Source organism: Actinospica robiniae DSM 44927, from assembly GCF_000504285.1.
In the GTDB taxonomy this organism is placed as follows: domain Bacteria; phylum Actinomycetota; class Actinomycetes; order Streptomycetales; family Catenulisporaceae; genus Actinospica; species Actinospica robiniae.
This window is the reverse complement of the sequence record NZ_KI632511.1, coordinates 2619922-2635989: the sequence shown is the minus strand read 5'-3', so window position 1 is coordinate 2635989 and position 16068 is coordinate 2619922. Positions and strand designations below refer to the sequence as shown.

Here is a 16068-nt window from a genome sequence, read left to right as displayed (position 1 = left end):
GATATGCGTGATATACGTACCCGATGACCATGAACTGCGTCGTCCTCGACGACTATCAGGATGCCGCGTCCGCCAGCGCCGACTGGAGCCCGTTGGCCGGCCGGGCCGAGGTGCGGGTGCTGCGCGCGCACATCGACGACCGCGAGGCGCTGGTCGCGGCGTTGGCCGAGCAGGAGATCGTGGTGGCCATGCGGGAGCGCACGGCCTTCGACGCGGATCTGCTGCGGCGCCTGCCGAAGCTGCGCCTGCTGGTGACGACCGGCATGCGCAACGCGTCCATCGACGTGGCCGCCGCGAACGAGGCCGGCGTGACGGTCTGCGGCACGGCCGGCAGCTCGAGCTCGACCGGCGAGCTCACCTTCGCGCTGATCCTCGGCCTGGCCCGGCATCTGACGGCGGAGAGCAACGGGTTGCGCGCGGGCGGCCCCTGGCAGCTGACGCTCGGCCGGGACCTGAGCGGCGCCACCCTCGGCCTGCTCGGCCTCGGCCGGATCGGCAGCCAGGTCGCCCGGATCGGCGCCGCCTTCGGCATGGACGTGGTCGCGTGGAGCCAGAACCTGACCGGGCAGCGCGCCGCCGAGGCCGGGGCCCGGCTGGCCGAGAGCAAGCAGGATCTGCTGCGGCAGGCCGAGTTCGTCTCCGTCCACCTCGTGCTCTCCGACCGCACCCGCGGCCTGCTCGGCGAGGAGGAGCTGCGCGCGATGCGTCCGGACGCCTACCTGATCAACACGTCGCGCGCGCCGATCGTGGACCGGGACGCGCTCGTCCGCGCCCTGACGGAAGGCTGGATCGCCGGCGCGGGCCTCGACGTCTTCGAGTCCGAGCCGCTCCCGGCCGACGATCCGCTGCGTACGCTGCCGAACGTGCTGGCCACCCCGCACCTCGGCTATGTCACGGAGCGCAACTACCGCACGTTCTACGGCGAAGTCGTGGAGGACATCGTCGCGTTCCTGGACGGCGCGCCGGTCAGGGTTCTGCCGTCCTGAAGCCGCGCGAGGGCTGCACAGTGGCGGGAGTTCAAGCCAGGTCGGCGAGTACGTCCTGCAGCGTGACCAGCCCGGCGGGTGCTCCGTCCGCATTCGTCGCGACCGCGAGGTGGGCGCCCGAGCGTCGCATCGCGTCGAGCACGTCGTCGAGCGGCGTCTCCGGGGCGACGCGCGCGACCGGGCGCAGGTCGGCGGCCGGGAACGGGACCCCCGGCACCGCCCCGAGGACGTCCTTGACGTGCAGGTACCCGAGGATCTGGCCGTCCTCGCACACCGGGAAGCGCGAGTAGCCGGTGCGCGCCGCGAGTTGTTCGAGCTCTGCCGGAGTCACGCCCGGGTCGGCGCACACGGCGTCGGCCAGCGGGCGCAGCACCCGTTCCACCGGTCGGCGGCCGAGATCGAGCACCTCGCGGGCCAGCTCGGTCTCGCGCTCCGGCAGCAGATGCGCCCGCGACGAGTCCGCGACCAGCGCCGCGAGCTCCTCCTCGGTGAACACCGAGGCGACCTCGTCGCGCACCTCGACCCGCAGCAGCCGCAGCACCCCGTTGGCCGTCGCGTTGATCGCCGCCACGAGCGGCCGCAGCGCCCGGGTGAGCCCGACCAGCGACGGCACCAGCAGCAGGGCCGTGCGCTCCGGAGCGGCCAGGGCGATGTTCTTCGGCACCATCTCGCCGAAGAGCATGTGGGCGTAGGTCGCGAGCGCCAGCGCGATCACGAACGCGATCGTGTGGATCAACCCGGACGGCAGCCCGATGTCGGCGAGCACCGGTTCGAGCAGGTGCGACATCGCCGGCTCCGTCACGGCGCCCAGCACCAGTGACGATGCGGTCACCCCGAGCTGAGCCGTCGCCAGGAGGCCGGAGACGTGTTCGAGCCCCCACATCACCGTCCGGGCCCTGCGATTGCCGGCCTCGGCCCGCGGCTCGATCTGGCTGCGGCGCACCGAGACCAGGGCGAACTCGCCGCCGACGAAGAACGCGTTGGTCACCAGCGTCAACACGCCGATGAGGAGTTCCACGACGCTCATGACACCACCTCGCTGGCGCTCGGTAGGCGCATTCGCGGGCGCACTGTGCTGAATGATGAGCTCGCAAGCTCGCTCATGCCTCCTCCTTTTCCTGCCCGTCGTGGTGATCCCCGTGTCCGTACCCGAACCGGTGTCTGTGCTCGTGATCGTGACTGTCGTCGTGAGCACCTGACTCAGCCGCCGGCGTCGTGATCTCCACTCGCTCCGCCGTGTGGTGCTCGACGCGCTTGACCCGCAACTCCCACCCGCCCGCTTCGATCCGGTCCCCGACCTTCGGGATGCGGCCGAGGTCCGCCGCGATCAGCCCGGCCAGGGTCTCGTAGGGCCCGGCGGGCACCACCAGCCCCAGGGCGCTCAGCTGGTGAATCCGCACGACGCCGTCCACGCTCCATCGCCGGCGTCCGGCGCCCGCCTCCAGTTCGACCATCTCGCCGTTGCGCTCGGGATCGTGCTCGTCGCGGATCTCGCCGACGATCTCCTCGAGGACGTCCTCCACGCTGACCACCCCGGCCATCCCGCCGTACTCGTCGAGCACTACGGCCAGGCCCGGCACTCCGCGCACCCGTTCCAGGAGCACGTCGGCGGGCAGCGACTCGGGCACCAGCAACGGATCTGACATCAGGTCGACGACCGGCATGCGGCCGCGCAGTTCGGCCGGGATGGTCAGCGCGGCCTTGATGTGCACCACGCCCACCACGTCGTCGAGCGAATCGCGCCAGACCGGGAAGCGTGAGAAGCCGGTCGCCGCGCTCAGTTGCGCGACCTCCCGCGCGGTCGCGTCGAGACCGAGGGCCTGGACGTCGACCCGGGGCGTCATCACGTTCTCCGCCTTCAGCTCGCGCAGTCGCAGAGCCCGGACGAAGTGCTCGGCCGTGTCCCGCTCTATCGTCCCCTCGCGGGCGGAATGCCGTGCCAGCGCCACCAATTCCTGCGGAGTGCGTGCGGAGGCGAGCTCCTCGGTCGGGGACAGCCCGTACGCGCGCACGACCCGGTTCGCAGCCCGGTTCAGATGCCTGATGAACACGCTGAACGCGGTGGCGAACATGCGCAGTGGCCCGGTGACCGCCTTCGCCACGCCCAGCGGGTTGGTGATCGCCAGGTTCTTCGGGACCAGCTCGCCGGCCACCATCAGCACGCCGGTCGAGACGAGCAGCCCGATCACCAGCGCCGCGCTCTGCGCCGTGTCCGGCGAGAGCCCGAGCGCCCGCAGCGGCCCGCGCAGCAGGGTCGCGATCGACGGCTCCGCCGCCATGCCGATCACCAGGCTCGTCACGGTGATGCCCAGCTGGGCCGCGGAGAGCTGGATGGTCAAGTGCCGCACCGCGTCGAGCACCCCCGCCGCCCGCCGGTCCCCGGCCGCCGCGGCCTGCTCCACCCGCGAACGCTCGACCGTGGTCAGCGAGAACTCCGCGGCCACGAACACGGCGCACAGTGCGGTCAGCACGACTGCCAGCAGGATCAACAGCGCCTGGATCACCCGCGCCACCCTAGCCTGCCCGCGCGCCTCCAGGGCGGGCGCTGGGCGCGCGGAGCCGACGTGTCGTCAGAGGGCCGGGCCGCTCGGGCCCGGCCCGGGCTTGCTCCGTGGCAGGCTGACGGGCCATGGTCGTTCCCTGTGACGATCACTCATGCGCCCGCCGGCTACGTGTGCCCCTTCTGCCGCCTGGCAGCCGGTGGCGAGGACTGGCTGAACTCCCAGCGCGACATCGTGCGCCGCACGCCCGAGGCGATGGCGTTCATCGCCCCGCGCTGGTGGCCGAACAACCTCGGCCACGTCCTCGTCGTTCCGACCGGCCACTACGAGAACCTGTACGGCCTGCCGCCCGATGCCGGCCACGCCGTCCACGACGTGGTCCGCGAGGTGGCGCTCGCCATGCGCGATACATACGGCTGCGACGGGATCTCGACGCGACAGCACAACGAACCAGCCGGCAACCAAGACGTCTGGCACTACCACGTGCACGTCTTCCCGCGGTACGCCGGCGACGATCTGTATCGGACGAAGCCGATGGCGCAGAGCGCTTCGCCCGAGCTGCGCCTGCCTTACGCGGAACGGCTACGGGCCTTTTGGGGCGGATGAGCCGCCGGCCTCAGACTGCGGTGAAGACGAAGCCGCGGTCGAGCAGTTCCGGGAGGAAGATCTGCAGCGCCGCGACGGTGTTGCTGCGGTCGCCGCCGCCGTCGTGCTCCAGGATGATGTCGTGCTCGTGGGTGGTGCGCAGCACCGTGTTGACGATGTCCTGCGTGCTCACGTGCGCGGTGTCCCAGTCCTGCGGGTCCACGGACCAGCCCAGCGGGGTGAGCGAGCGGGTGGCACAGGCCGCGAAGACGGCGGGGGTCCAGTAGCCGTAGGGCGCGCGGAAGATCGTGGGCTGCTGATTCGCGTCGGCGAGGGCGTCGTTGCAGGCGTCTATCTCGGACACGATGCGGGCGGCCGAGTACTTACGCATGTCGGCGTGGTCCCAGGTGTGGTTCGTGATCGTGTGGCCGGCGGCCGAGACCTCGCGCACCAGGGCGAGGTTGCCGCGGACCTGCTTGCCGATCATGTTGAACGTGGCCTTGATGTCGTAGCGGTCAAGGATCTCGAGGATCTGCAGCGTGTAGATCGGGTGCGGGCCGTCGTCGAGGGTGAGCGCGATCGCCGTGGGCCCGGCGGAGTCGTCCACGTAGTAGCGCGGCGCCGAGGCCAACCGGGACTGCGGCTTGTCGGTGGGCGAGGTGCCGGACGGGTCGCTGCCGTCGGGCAGGGAGGGGTCGTCCAGGCCCGGTGCGGGGTCGAGCGCCTGCGGGTGGCTGCCGCCGGCGTTGCTCATCGCGGTCGAGCCGCGCCGGGTTATGGAGTTCGTCGTGGTGATCGCCAGCAGCATGAACCCGGCGGCGGAGAGCAGCATGCGGCGCCGCGGCGGCTGCTCCGTCTCCTCGTCCGACTCCCCGGACGGGTCGTTCGCGTCTTTGTGCTCCAAGGCCCGACCGCCTTCCCGTGTCGAGATCGCCCTTCCCCGCTGCGCGCCAGATGATCACACGACTGGGCCGTTGAGGTGGACGGACAGGCCTGACTCCACCCGTTCGGACTAATGCAAGGGTTTTGTCTTACACTGACGCCGTGCTGGAACTGGGGGAACGGGGGACGGAGCCGGCCATGCGCCGACGGATGGCCCGGACGGTGGCCGTGACCGGCGTCGCCGTCGTGCTCGTGGCGGGGGCGCTGGAGATCTTCGGCGGATCGGTGGACACGTCGGTGAGCGCGCCGACGCGGTCGGCGCCGCTGCGCGCGACGACTGAGGTATACGACAACGACTACTGCTCGTTCCTCGCACCATGTTCGGCGAGCCCCGATGCGGTCCACGTGGACGACGTGGCCCGGGCCACGATCGAGCCCCCGAGCTCGCCGAATCCCAACGCGTGCTGGTATTGCCTCATCCACGGCGTGGAGATCACCTACGGCCAGTGGTACACGGGCCTTGATTATGCTCATCCCGTGGCGTCACTGAAGATCGCTGACGCGTCGTCGCCGCCCGTGCTGCACCTGACCAGTGCCCAGCTCCACGCCGCTCTCGTCAGCGACGGCTACGACCTGGACGCGCCCGTCACCGTCCACGACGAGGTCTGCGTGCCCGGAGTCCCGTGTGCGGCGAGCGAGGTCCCGATGGATGCTGACGGATTCAGTGCGTCCATGTCCGGGCCGGCGCGGCCCGGGGAGACGTGGGAAGTGGTTCCGATCGTGGCGGAGCGCGCCTACGCCCAGACGGACAACAGCTGGAAGCATCTCGGCGAGACGCGGACCAGCGGCGAACAGAAGGTACTGATAGGCGTCGAGGAAGTAGTCCTCCAGTAGGCCCGCGGCCGCGCTTCCTTACATCGGCTGGATGTCAGTGGCGGCGGATAGTGTCGCGGGATGACTTCATCACTGCAGCTTGAGGCGATCACGCCGGAGAACGTGGGCGCTGCGTGCCGTCTGAAGGTGCGGCCGGAGCAGGAGGACTTCGTGGCCCCGGTCGCGTGGTCGCTCGCGGAGGCCTATGCGAGCCCCGAGATAGCCTGGCCGCGGCTCGTGCGCGACGGCGATGACGTCGTGGGGTTCGTCATGGGGGGCTTCGACCCGCAGAGCCCGGTCGAGGCCTTCCGCTGCGGGATCTGGCGGCTGAATATCGCAGCCGACTGCCAGGGGCGCGGGTACGGCCGGTTCGCGGTGGAGTCCGTGCTGGCCGAGGCGCGTCGTCGCGGGCAGAAGCGGGCGACGGTGCTGTGGATCCCGGGCGAGCACGGCCCGCAGGACTTCTACCTCAGGCTCGGGTTCCGGCCGACCGGGGAGGTGATGGGCGATCAGATCGTCGGCGAGACCCTGCTCGGCTGATCCTCCGAGCGCGCGGCCGCGCTGAGCTGTAAGCCCCACTGATCCGCGCCAAGCCGCGCTAGGTCGCCTTGGCCGCCAGCGTCTGCTCGATCAAGCGCGCGGCGCCGGCCATGCCGGCGGGGGTGGGGTGGTACGGCCAGTCGCCGGAGGTCGTGTAGAACGCGTTCACCCACGGCTGCGTGGAGCAGGCGTCGTGCTGCTCGCTTGCGCCCGCCAGGTCGACCAGGGTCGCGCCGGTCGCGTGGGCGGCAGTGGCGGTGTCCTGGGCCAGGGTGGCGGCGAGTGAGCGTTCGAAGGCGAGGTGGCCGGCGCTGAGCGGCACGTTCGCGCAGCCTCCGGCGGCCGGCAAGACGGTGAAGTAGGTCACGAGCAGCACCCTGGCATGCGGCGCGCGCGCCCGGATCGCGGTCACGACGTTCTCCAGACGGCCCGTCAGCGAGGGCAGCGTCCGCTCGATCGCGCCGACGTCGACGAGGTGGCACGACGTGCTGCCGCCGTCGTGACAGGAGTAGGCGGACAGGCTGCCGAAGTAGTCGATGTCGTTGCCGCCGATCGTCACCGTGACGAGCCGCGTCCCCCGGCCGACGGCGTCGATCTGCGGCGGCCGGCCGCCCTGCCTGTGCGTGAGGATGTTGTCGGTGGTGGCGCCGATGCACGAGACGTCGGTCAGCCGGGCGCCGATCTGCGCGGCGACGAGGTTGGCGTAATTGCGCGCCGAGCGCACGCAGCCGGCCGGGCTGCCCGGCTCCGCCGGCTCGATGCCCGGGCCGGCCGCGAAGGAACTGCCCATCGCGACGTACGACAGCCCGGACGCCGCCCTGGACGCCGCCCTGGACGACGCGGTGGACGAGGCTGCGCGCGACGCGGCGGCCGCGGTCCGGGACGAGCCGGCCGGGTTCGTGGAGCAGCCGGCCGCGAGCAGAGCGAGGGTGAGGAGCAGCGCAACCAGCCGGAAGCCGGCCGGCTTGGCGGCACGGGTGGCGCGCAACTGCGTCTCCTTTGGCGGCGATGAGGGATCGTGCTCAGACAACACCGTCAGCGCACCATGGCTGAGAGCAGCCTGCTGGCCGCGCCGGATGCTTGTCAAGGCGATGTGACGCCGGCCCGCCGACCCCCCGATGGAGACCTCAGCCGGGGACCGAGCCGGAGACCCGGCCGGAGAACGCTCAAAAATCTCCCGGAAGATTCTCGCGGGTGATGTCGAGAACCCCGTCCCGGCTCCGATAGAGGAGTGAAGAGGCGCACCGGCGCCTCACCGAACGAGGAGCGACCCATGAAGTACCTGATCATGCTCTACCCGGACGCCGAGGTCCTGGACGCACTGTCGCAGGAGGAGCGCAATGCCGTCTTCCAAGGTCACGGCGATTTCATGGAGGCGGTCAAGGCTTCCGGCGAGTTCGTCGGGACCTTTGCCCTGGCCGGTCCGGACCAGGGCGCCGTGGTCCGCGTGCGCGGCGGCGTGCCCGCGGTGACAGACGGCCCCTACGCCGAGGCCAAGGAGCTGGTCGGCGGCGCTTACGTGATCGACGTCAAGGACCGGGAGCGCGCGATCGAGGTGGCCGCGATGATCCCGGACGCGAAGATCGAAGGCCTCGGGGTCGAGGTGCGGCCGATCGTCTTCAGCGACGGCGCCGCGGCTTGATCGACTCGCCCGGGGGCCCGTCGAGGCCCCCGGGCCCGGCTCAGGCTAATCTTGCGCTCGTATGCCTGCTGCGGACCGAGACATCGACGAGCTGCTGCGAGACCTGGTCCCGCAGGTGGTGGGCGCCCTGGTGCGCCGCTACGGCAGGTTCGAGGAGTGCGAGGACGCGGTTCAGGACGCGCTGCTCGACGCGATCGTGCAGTGGCGCGAGGACGGCGTCCCGGAGAACCCGGTCGGCTGGCTGACCCGGGTCGCCCACCGCAGGCTCGTCGACCGCGGACGCAGCGACCTCGCGCGCAGGCGCCGCGAGGCGGCCGTGGCGGCGATGGTCCGTGCGGAGGAGCCGACCGAAGACGCGCCGGGCGACCTGCCCCGGCCGGACCGCGACGATTCTCTGGTCCTGCTCTTCCTGTGCTGCCACCCGAGCCTGTCGCCGCCGTCGCAGCTGGCGTTGACGCTGCGGGCCTGCGGCGGGCTGACCACGAGTCAGATCGCGCGCGCCTTCCTCGTTCCCGAGGCGACGATGGCGCAGCGGATCAGCCGGGCCAAGCAGCGGGTGCGCGGCGACGGCGCGAAGTTCGAGCTGCCGCCGGCCGCGGAGCTGCCGGAGCGGCTCGGCGTGGTCCTGCACGTCCTCTACCTGATCTTCAACGAGGGTTCGACGAGCACCGCCGGCGAGGACCTGCACCAGGTCGAGCTGAGCAGCGAGGCGATCCGGCTCACCCGGCTCCTGCGCCGATCGCTGCCGGGTATGCCGGAGGTCGCGGCCCTGCTCGCGCTCATGCTGCTGACCGACGCCCGCCGGCCCGCGCGCACCGACGACGCCGGCGATCTCATCCCGCTCGCGGAACAGGACCGCACGCGGTGGGACGCCGCCGCGATCGATGAAGGCCTCGCGCTGACGGCCGAGGCGTTGTCCGGCGGATCCTCCGGCCCTTACCAACTTCAGGCCGCCATCGCCGCCGTGCACGCAGAGGCGCCCAGCGCCGAAGAGACCGACTGGCGGCAGATCGTCCTGCTGTACCGCCTGCTCGAGCGGGCGTCACCCAATCCCGTGGTGACGCTGAACCACGCCGTCGCCGCAGCCATGGCCGACGGCCCGCAGGCCGGCCTCGACCTGCTCCGCCCGTTGGACGAGGACGAGCGGATGGCCGGCCACCACCGGCTGCACGCGGTACGCGCGCACCTGCTGGAGATGGCCGGCGATCACTCCCGCGCCCGCGAGAGCTACCGCGAAGCCGCGCGGCGCACGGCCAGCGAGCCAGAGCGGCGCTTCCTGGAGTCCCAGGCTGACCGGCTGGCCGAGGGCCGAGACTGACGGCGGCTCACTCGGAGACGGCGACGTAGCGGAACAGCTCCCGGTCTCCGTCCGCGATGTGACCCCACGAATCGGGTTCCTGCTGCTCTGCCAGGTCCAGCTCCACTCCGGGCAGCTCCTGCCGCAGCCGCTCCATCATCGCGTCGGACAGGAAGTGGTGGTGCAGGTCGAGCTGTTTGAGGTGGGTGAGCGGCTGGCCCGCGAGCAGAGCCGCGGCGCCGACGTCGCTCAGCGTGCCGAGCGAGAGGTTGAGCGATGTGAGCTGGGCCACGACCGGGGCATGCGCGAGCGCGGCGGCCAGCTCGTCCGCGTCCTGCGCGTCGCGCAGACCCAGGTGGCGCAACGCGGGGAAGGCGGCACCGGACAGAATCGGCTCGAGGTCCCGCGAGGTGGCGCCGCCGCCGTACTCCGTGATCCCGAGATAGAGGTCCAGGCTCGCGAGCGCGGGCAGGTTCGAGGCGGCAACGGCGCGGACCGCCCGCGGCGCGAGACCGCCGCTCTGCATGACGAGCTCTTCGATCCCGGCGTGGTTCAGCGGCTCGAAGGGCCCTTCGATCCCGCCCCGCAGCCCGAGCACGCGCAGCCGGGGGAACGCGGCGATCAGCGCGGTCGGATCCCGCTGCTCGATCCAGGAGATCTCGGACAGATCCTGCGGGATGTCCGAGACGAACAGCGCCTCGAGCGCGGGGAAGCGGTCGGCCGCCGCGGCCAGGGCCGCCTGGAACTTGTCGACGTCCTCGCCCGAGACGTCCCCGTCCCAGGCCGCCAGTATTAGTGCCCTGATGCGGGTGGTGTCGACGTGCTCCAGGAACAGCGGGAAGATGTCCTGCGAATTGGCGTCGCCGTACTCGTCGACCCCGACGCGCCAGGCGAAGGCCTCGACGTCGGCGGGTATCTCCGGGCGGGGCGGGTCCTCGTCGCCGTCCCAGGCGAATACGCGTACGGGCAGGCCGTCGAACGTGCTGAGCGCATCGCGGCGAAATTCTTCGATCACCCGCGCAGGCTACTCCCCGGCACCCACACGGGAGGCGGCACTGATCGATCGAGGCCTGATTGTTCTCCCGTCGCCGGGCAATACGGATGGCCAGAATGACGCAACCGGCTCCAGGAGGCCTTAGATGCCTGCGAACATGCCCGCTCGCCCCGACTCGCCCACAGCCCCCTCGCCCGAACTCGAACACGACGCGATCGGCCTGGTCAAGCAGCGCCTGCGCCGCCGTTACCCCGACGTCGCGCCGGAACGGGTCGGCGCCGCGGTCGACGGTGCGTACCACCGCTTCGACCACAGCCGGGTGCGCACCTTCGTGCCGATCCTGGTCGAGCACGAGGCGCGCGAGGAACTCGCCGGACCGGCCTGATCGGGCGTCACTCGTCCGGTCTTCTCGGCGCGACAGCGCCAGGGGACGAAACGGACAATGGAAGACGCCTGGCTCGTCGGGGCCGCGCGTCCCCGTCCGTCCCACGCCGAGGTGATCCATGCGCCTGCTGCTCGTCCACCCCAGTGCCCTGATGTACTCGGAGATCTTCCTGCGGCTCGAACCGCTCGGCCTCGAGCGGGTGGCCGGGGCGGCCCGGGATGCGGGCCACGAGGTCCGGCTCGTGGATCTGCAGGTGAGCGACGCCAAGGAGCTGGCCCGGGAGATCGCCTCGTTCCAGCCCGAGGCCCTCGGCGTCTCGCTCAACTACCTGGCCAACATCCCCGAGGCGATCGAGCTCGCGCACAAGGTGAAGCGGACCGTCCCAGGCTGCTTCGTCTTCTTCGGCGGCCACAGCGTCTCCTTCGTGGCCCAGGAGGTGATCGAGCAGGCCGAGGGCGCCGTGGACGCGGTGGTGCGCGGCGAGGGCGAGACCGCCGTCGGCCCGCTGCTCCAGGCGGTGCGCGATGGGGGCGTGGCGGACGTGCCCGGCATCGTCACCTCGGCCGGCCAGGGACCCGAGCCGCTGATGCTGCACAGCATCGACAGCCCGCTGCCGGCCCGCGATCTGACGCGCCATCGGCGGCGCTACTTCATCGGCGAGCTCGACCCCTGCGCCTCGATCGAGTTCACCCGCGGCTGTCCGTGGGACTGCTCGTTCTGCTCCGCCTGGACCTTCTACGGCCGCAGCTACCGCAAGGCCTCGCCCGAGGCCGCCGGCGCGGAGATGGCGAGCATCCGCGAACCGAATGTGTTCATCGTCGACGACGTCGCCTTCATCAAGCCCGAGCACGGCCACGCCATCGCCGCCGAGCTCGAACGCCGCAAGATCCGCAAGCGCTACTACCTCGAGACGCGCAGCGACGTCCTGCTGCGCAACGAGGAGGTCTTCGAGCGCTGGACCAGGCTCGGGCTGCGCTACATGTTCCTCGGCATGGAGGCCATCGACGCCGAAGGCCTGGACCTGTACCGCAAACGGGTGAGCCCCGATGACAACTTCCGTGCGCTCGAGGCGGCCCGCCGGCTCGGCATCAACGTGGCGATCAACCTGATCGTGGACCCGGCGTGGGACGAGGAGCGCTTCCGCGTCGTGCGCGAGTTCGCGCTGGCGGTGCCGGAGATCGTGCACCTGACGGTGATGACGCCGTACCCCGGCACCGAGATCTGGCACACCGAGTCGCGCCGGCTGACCACCCGCGACTACCGGCTCTTCGACATCCAGCACGCCGTCGTGCCCACCACGCTGCCGCTGCCCGAGTTCTACCGCGAGCTCGTCCGGACCCAGGCCGTGATCAACCGCAAGCACCTCGGCCTGCGCACCGCGCTCGGCGCGGCGCAGCTGCTCGGGCGCAACCTGCTGCACGGCCAGACGAACTTCGCCCGGATGCTCTGGAAGTTCAACACCGTCTACAACCCGAAGCGGCAGCTGGCCGACCACCGTCGCCCGGTGGACTACCAGCTGCCGCTGCCGAGCCGCCTGGATGTCGGCGACCGGCGCAAGCTCTACATCCACAACCGGCCGATCGTCGTCCGGGGCGAGGCCGCGGTCACGGACCCCGCGGCCTCCCCGGCCAACTAGCCGGCTTTCAGTGGATCTCAGGGTTCGGTCGGCGGCGGATCGGTCGCCGCCGGATCCTCCGGAGCCGCGGCCGCGTCGTCGCCGGCCGCGACCTCCGCGAGCGGCGCGCTGCTGGTCGCGGCGTCGACCACCGCGCTCTCCGGGGCGGTCTCGTCGGCCGACCCGATCTGCGCGTTCACGTCGCCGATGTAGGTCAGTGCCTGCTCGTCCGGCAGACGTACGGCCATCGCCCAGAAGTAGATCAGCAGGCTGAAGACCAGGACGATGGCCAGGTCCCACCACTGCGGGATCCGGTTGGTGGCGAAGCACTGGGTGGTGGAGGCGGGACCCGCGCTGCAGTAACGGCCCTGCCAGGAGATCGTGCCCAGGCCGATCAGGTAGACCGGCAGCCACTGCGCGGCCTTCCAGTCCAGCCGGGGCAGCCGCGGATTGAGCTTGAGCAGGAAGTTCGCGCCGATCAGCAGGTAGCCGATGACGATGGCGAAACCGAGCTTCTGCAGCGTGTCCCAGCCGGACCAGTAGATGACCAGGCCGGAGACCATGAAGGCCAGCGGCGAGATGATCGAGCCGCCGCCGAGCTTGAACGGCCGGTAGCGGTCGCGGTCCTGCTGCCGCAGCGCGCCGAAGGCCAGTGGCGCCCCGGCGTACATCAGCACGCTGGCCGAGGTGACGAAGCCGACCAGCGATTTCCAGGTCGGGAACGGCAGGAAGGCGATACAGCCGATGACGAAGGCGACCAGCAGGCCGAACCACGGCACCCGCCGCTTGTCGGTCTTCTCGAACAGGGGTGGCACGTAGCCGTTGCGGGACAGGCCGTAGGACACCCGGGAAGAGGCGGTGGTGTAGATCAGCCCGGTGCCCGAGGGCGAGATGATCGCGTCGATGTACAGGATCGCGCCGAGCCAGCTGAGCCCGATCAGGCTGGCCAGGCCCGCGAACGGACCGGCGTCGCCCTTGAACGACAGGCTCGCCCAGCCGTGCGCGAACGAGGACGAGGGCAGCGCCGCGATGAAGACCACCTGCAACAGCATGTAGACCAGCGCGCCGATCAGGATGGAGCCGATCACCGCCCGCGGGATGTCCTTCTGCGGGTTGCGCGCCTCGCCGGCCAACTGGTCGGCCTGCTCGAAGCCGAGCAGCGCGAACATGATGCCGCTGGTGGAGACCGCGGACAGCACGCCCTCGGTGCCGGACGGGGCGAACCCGCCGGCGCCGAAGTTGGAGCCGTGGAAGTGGGTGGTCGCCAGGACGATGATCACGAAAACCGGGACCGCGAGCTTCCACCAGGTGGCCGCGGAGTTGGTGAACGCGAGCCAGCGCACGCCGAGGAAGTTGATCAGCGTGAACAGGGCCATCATCCCGATCGCGATGAGCAGACCCTGCCAGGTCAGTGTGCCGTTGCTCTTCTGCAGCCAGGTCAGGTGGACCGAGGCGTACTTGATGGCGGCGTAGACCTCGATCGGGGCGACCGCGACGGCCTGCAGGTAGGAGAACCACCCGAAGGACGCTCCGGCCACCGAGCCGAACGCGTAGTGCGGGAAACGTCCCGTGCCGCCCGCGACCGGATAGGTGCCGCCGAGCTCCGCGTGCACGAGCGCCAGGATGATGATCGCGATCGCGCCGATACCCCAGGACAGGAGCGCCGCGGTACCCGCGGCCTGGGCTGCGTAGAGGGCGCCGAACAACCAGCCGGAGCCGATGATCGAGCCCATCGAGGACCAGGTGAGGCCGATGAAGCCGATCTCACGCTTCAGTGCGATCCCGCCTGGAGCGCCGCGCGCGGCGCCGGATGCGGAGTGCGAGGACAGGGCCATGAATCTCCCCACAAGATCGGGTATATGAGTGTTCAGGTGCACTAGTGCGTGCAAAGTAGGGCGGGAGCGGCGACCCGGCCAGGGGAGGCGGCGCCGTCGCGCGGCCAGTGGTCTCTGCGGGACGCCGAACGGTAGAAATTCCTGAGAAAACGCTGTCCGGTCTTGACGGCGGCGGGCGCGAGAGGAGTCAGGGTACGCAGGGGGTCTGGGCGGTGTCGGCGGGGTGTACGGGGCGCGCGAGGGGTTAAGGTAATGGACTGATCGGTCCACTTCGTTCGATCACTGACTTTCATGCGATCACTGTCTGAGCGGGAGGCGCGTCCCATGGCCCGGGAGCTGACGGCGAAGGGTCGGGCGACCCGTCTACGGATCATCGACGGCGCGGCCGAAGTGCTGCGGGAACGCGGCGTCGCGGCGGTGACACTCGACGACGTGATGGCGCGCACGCGCACCAGCAAGAGCCAGCTGTTCCACTACTTCCCCGGCGGCAAGGACGAGCTGCTGCTCGCTGTCGCGCAGTACGAGGCCGACCGCGTGCTCGAGGATCAGCAGCCTTATCTGGGCTGTCTGGACTCGTGGGAAGCCTGGGGGCGCTGGCGCGATGTCGTGGTCCAGCGCTACGAGGAGCAGGGCGACCACTGCCCGCTCGGCTCACTGCTGCTGCAGGTCGGCCGTACTACGCCGAGGGAGCGCACGTCGTGATCTCCGGCCGCAGCGCCGACCGCGGAGCCGAGGTGGTCGAGGCCATCCGCGCCCGCGGCGGCCGCGCCGACTTCGTCGAAGCGGACCTCGACGGCACTCCCGAGGCCTCGCGCGCCCTCGCCGACCGAGCCGCCACGGTGCTCGGCGGCCGGATCGACATCCTCGTCAACAACGCCGGCATCTACCCGCCCTCGACCACCACGACCGTCGACGACAAGACGTTCGACCTGGTCTACGCGGTGAACGTGAAGGCGCCGTTCTTCCTCACCGCCGCGCTCGCACCGGCCATGGCGGAATCCGGCGGCGGCGCGATCGTCAACCTGGGCTCGTGGATCTCCCGCCTCGGCATCCCCGTCAGCGCGCTCTACAGCTCCACCAAGGGTGCGATGGAGACGCTGACCCGCGCGTGGGCGGCGGAGTTCGGGCCCCAGGGTGTCCGGGTCAACGCCATCTCGCCGGGCGTGGTGCACGAGCCGATGACGCACGGCGCGCACCCGGGCGACGTCATGATGAACGGCACGCCGGCCGGTCGGGTGGGCACCCCGGAGGAAATCGCGTACGCCGCCGTCTACCTGGCGAGCGACGAGGCGAAGTTCGTGCACGGCATCGTGCTGGACGTCGACGGCGGACGGACGACCGCGGCCGTAGTCGCCGCGTAGCCTCACCCGTTCGTGTGCTCCGGCTCCCGTGGTGTCGGCGAGGGCGCGGGCGCAGGGTCGGGCAAACTAGACCATATGAGTGAGAGTCAGGTCTCGATCAGTGTCCGGGTCCGGGTCGCCGCCGACGATGTCTGGGCGGCGCTGACCGACTGGCGTTCGCAGAGCGCGTGGATCACGGCCACGAAGGTGCGCACCGTCGACGGGGACGGCCGGGGCGTCGGCGGGCGGATCGAAGCGTTCACCGGCTTCGGTCCGCTCGGCTTCCTCGACACCATGGTGGTGACCGAATGGGAGCCGCCGAAGCGCTGCGTGGTGCGCCACACCGGCAACGTCGTACGCGGCACCGGCGCCTTCGAGGTGGCCGGGGACGAGGACGTGTCCCGTGGCACGACCCTGACCTGGTACGAAGACCTCGAGATCCCCGGCGGGACCGTCGGCGCGTTCGGATACGCCCTGGCCAAGCCGGTCGTGGAGTACATGGTCACGCGCTCCCTCAAACGCTTCGCCCGCCTGCTGGAGGAGCGTTCGGCCCCACCCGGCGAGTGAACCGCGCGACGGACGTCGCGGTTATC

At 70.7% G+C, this 16068-nt stretch carries 16 protein-coding genes and 1 pseudogene; 11 read left to right on the top strand and 6 right to left on the bottom strand.

The genetic code is table 11. The annotated features are described in order from the left end of the window. The first annotated feature begins 23 nt into the window (after nucleotides 1-23). Nucleotides 24-986 carry a D-2-hydroxyacid dehydrogenase family protein gene (locus ACTRO_RS11275; RefSeq protein ID WP_034263108.1) on the top strand — a complete coding sequence of 321 codons (963 nt, stop codon included), beginning with the start codon at nucleotides 24-26 and terminating at the stop codon, nucleotides 984-986. Nucleotides 987-1017: 31 nt separating this feature from the next. Here the strand turns inward: ACTRO_RS11275 and ACTRO_RS11270 are convergent, their stop codons facing one another. Further along, the gene (locus ACTRO_RS11270; protein WP_034263106.1) at nucleotides 1018-2013 is read right to left on the bottom strand and encodes a hemolysin family protein; all 996 of its coding nucleotides are present in this window, start codon (nucleotides 2011-2013) and stop codon (nucleotides 1018-1020) included. A 73-nt stretch (nucleotides 2014-2086) separates the two neighbouring features. After that, entirely contained in the window at nucleotides 2087-3490 is a 1404-nt protein-coding gene (locus tag ACTRO_RS11265) for a hemolysin family protein (protein WP_084317049.1), read from the bottom strand. 138 nt (nucleotides 3491-3628) lie between these two features. Between ACTRO_RS11265 and ACTRO_RS11260 the strand changes: the two genes are divergently transcribed. Beyond that, entirely contained in the window at nucleotides 3629-4093 is a 465-nt protein-coding gene (locus ACTRO_RS11260; RefSeq protein ID WP_034263105.1) for an HIT family protein, read from the top strand. Between the two features lie 10 nt (nucleotides 4094-4103). Here the strand turns inward: ACTRO_RS11260 and ACTRO_RS43160 are convergent, their stop codons facing one another. Beyond that, nucleotides 4104-4976, bottom strand: coding sequence for a polysaccharide deacetylase family protein (locus ACTRO_RS43160; protein ID WP_051450656.1), 873 nt, complete (start codon nucleotides 4974-4976; stop codon nucleotides 4104-4106). A 140-nt stretch (nucleotides 4977-5116) separates the two neighbouring features. Between ACTRO_RS43160 and ACTRO_RS11250 the strand changes: the two genes are divergently transcribed. Continuing rightward, complete coding sequence (locus ACTRO_RS11250; RefSeq protein WP_157436059.1) at nucleotides 5117-5848, top strand: hypothetical protein; 732 nt, start codon at nucleotides 5117-5119, stop codon at nucleotides 5846-5848. Nucleotides 5849-5908: 60 nt separating this feature from the next. Further along, nucleotides 5909-6367, top strand: a complete 459-nt coding sequence (locus ACTRO_RS11245) for a GNAT family N-acetyltransferase (RefSeq protein WP_034263102.1) — start codon at nucleotides 5909-5911, stop codon at nucleotides 6365-6367. A gap of 58 nt (nucleotides 6368-6425) precedes the next feature. Here ACTRO_RS11245 and ACTRO_RS11240 read toward each other — a convergent pair whose 3' ends face one another. Continuing rightward, on the bottom strand, nucleotides 6426-7355 hold the full coding sequence (locus ACTRO_RS11240) for an SGNH/GDSL hydrolase family protein (RefSeq protein ID WP_051450655.1): 930 nt from the start codon (nucleotides 7353-7355) through the stop codon (nucleotides 6426-6428). A gap of 285 nt (nucleotides 7356-7640) precedes the next feature. Here ACTRO_RS11240 and ACTRO_RS11235 point away from each other — a divergent pair, with 285 nt between their 5' ends. Both ACTRO_RS11235 and ACTRO_RS11230 read left to right on the top strand, forming a co-directional pair. After that, nucleotides 7641-8009, top strand: coding sequence for a YciI family protein (locus ACTRO_RS11235; protein WP_034263101.1), 369 nt, complete (start codon nucleotides 7641-7643; stop codon nucleotides 8007-8009). Nucleotides 8010-8070: 61 nt separating this feature from the next. After that, complete coding sequence (locus ACTRO_RS11230; protein WP_034263100.1) at nucleotides 8071-9327, top strand: RNA polymerase sigma factor; 1257 nt, start codon at nucleotides 8071-8073, stop codon at nucleotides 9325-9327. Nucleotides 9328-9334: 7 nt separating this feature from the next. Here the strand turns inward: ACTRO_RS11230 and ACTRO_RS11225 are convergent, their stop codons facing one another. Further along, nucleotides 9335-10321, bottom strand: coding sequence for an STM4015 family protein (locus ACTRO_RS11225; RefSeq protein WP_211244194.1), 987 nt, complete (start codon nucleotides 10319-10321; stop codon nucleotides 9335-9337). A gap of 124 nt (nucleotides 10322-10445) precedes the next feature. Here ACTRO_RS11225 and ACTRO_RS11220 point away from each other — a divergent pair, with 124 nt between their 5' ends. Both ACTRO_RS11220 and hpnR read left to right on the top strand, forming a co-directional pair. Continuing rightward, nucleotides 10446-10685, top strand: a complete 240-nt coding sequence (locus tag ACTRO_RS11220) for a three-helix bundle dimerization domain-containing protein (protein ID WP_034263098.1) — start codon at nucleotides 10446-10448, stop codon at nucleotides 10683-10685. Between the two features lie 118 nt (nucleotides 10686-10803). Next, nucleotides 10804-12321 (top strand): hopanoid C-3 methylase HpnR, encoded by a 1518-nt coding sequence (gene hpnR, locus ACTRO_RS11215; RefSeq protein ID WP_034263097.1) that lies wholly within the window; start codon nucleotides 10804-10806, stop codon nucleotides 12319-12321. A gap of 17 nt (nucleotides 12322-12338) precedes the next feature. On the opposite strand, the gene ACTRO_RS11210 is transcribed toward hpnR, so the two are convergent. Next, complete coding sequence (locus ACTRO_RS11210; RefSeq protein WP_084316167.1) at nucleotides 12339-14135, bottom strand: APC family permease; 1797 nt, start codon at nucleotides 14133-14135, stop codon at nucleotides 12339-12341. 291 nt (nucleotides 14136-14426) lie between these two features. On the opposite strand from ACTRO_RS11210, the gene ACTRO_RS11205 reads away from it, so the two are divergent. The 3 genes and pseudogenes from ACTRO_RS11205 to ACTRO_RS11195 all read left to right on the top strand — a co-directional run bounded on the left by ACTRO_RS11205 (nucleotide 14427) and on the right by ACTRO_RS11195 (nucleotide 16042). Next, nucleotides 14427-14837, top strand: coding sequence for a TetR/AcrR family transcriptional regulator (locus ACTRO_RS11205; RefSeq protein WP_342673724.1), 411 nt, complete (start codon nucleotides 14427-14429; stop codon nucleotides 14835-14837). Further along, nucleotides 14813-15496, top strand: a pseudogene (locus ACTRO_RS11200) (SDR family NAD(P)-dependent oxidoreductase); the annotation flags it as partial. The gene ACTRO_RS11205 and the pseudogene ACTRO_RS11200, both read left to right, overlap by 25 nt. Nucleotides 15497-15571: 75 nt before the next feature. Next, on the top strand, nucleotides 15572-16042 hold the full coding sequence (locus ACTRO_RS11195) for an SRPBCC family protein (RefSeq protein ID WP_034263096.1): 471 nt from the start codon (nucleotides 15572-15574) through the stop codon (nucleotides 16040-16042). The last annotated feature ends 26 nt before the right edge of the window (nucleotides 16043-16068 follow it).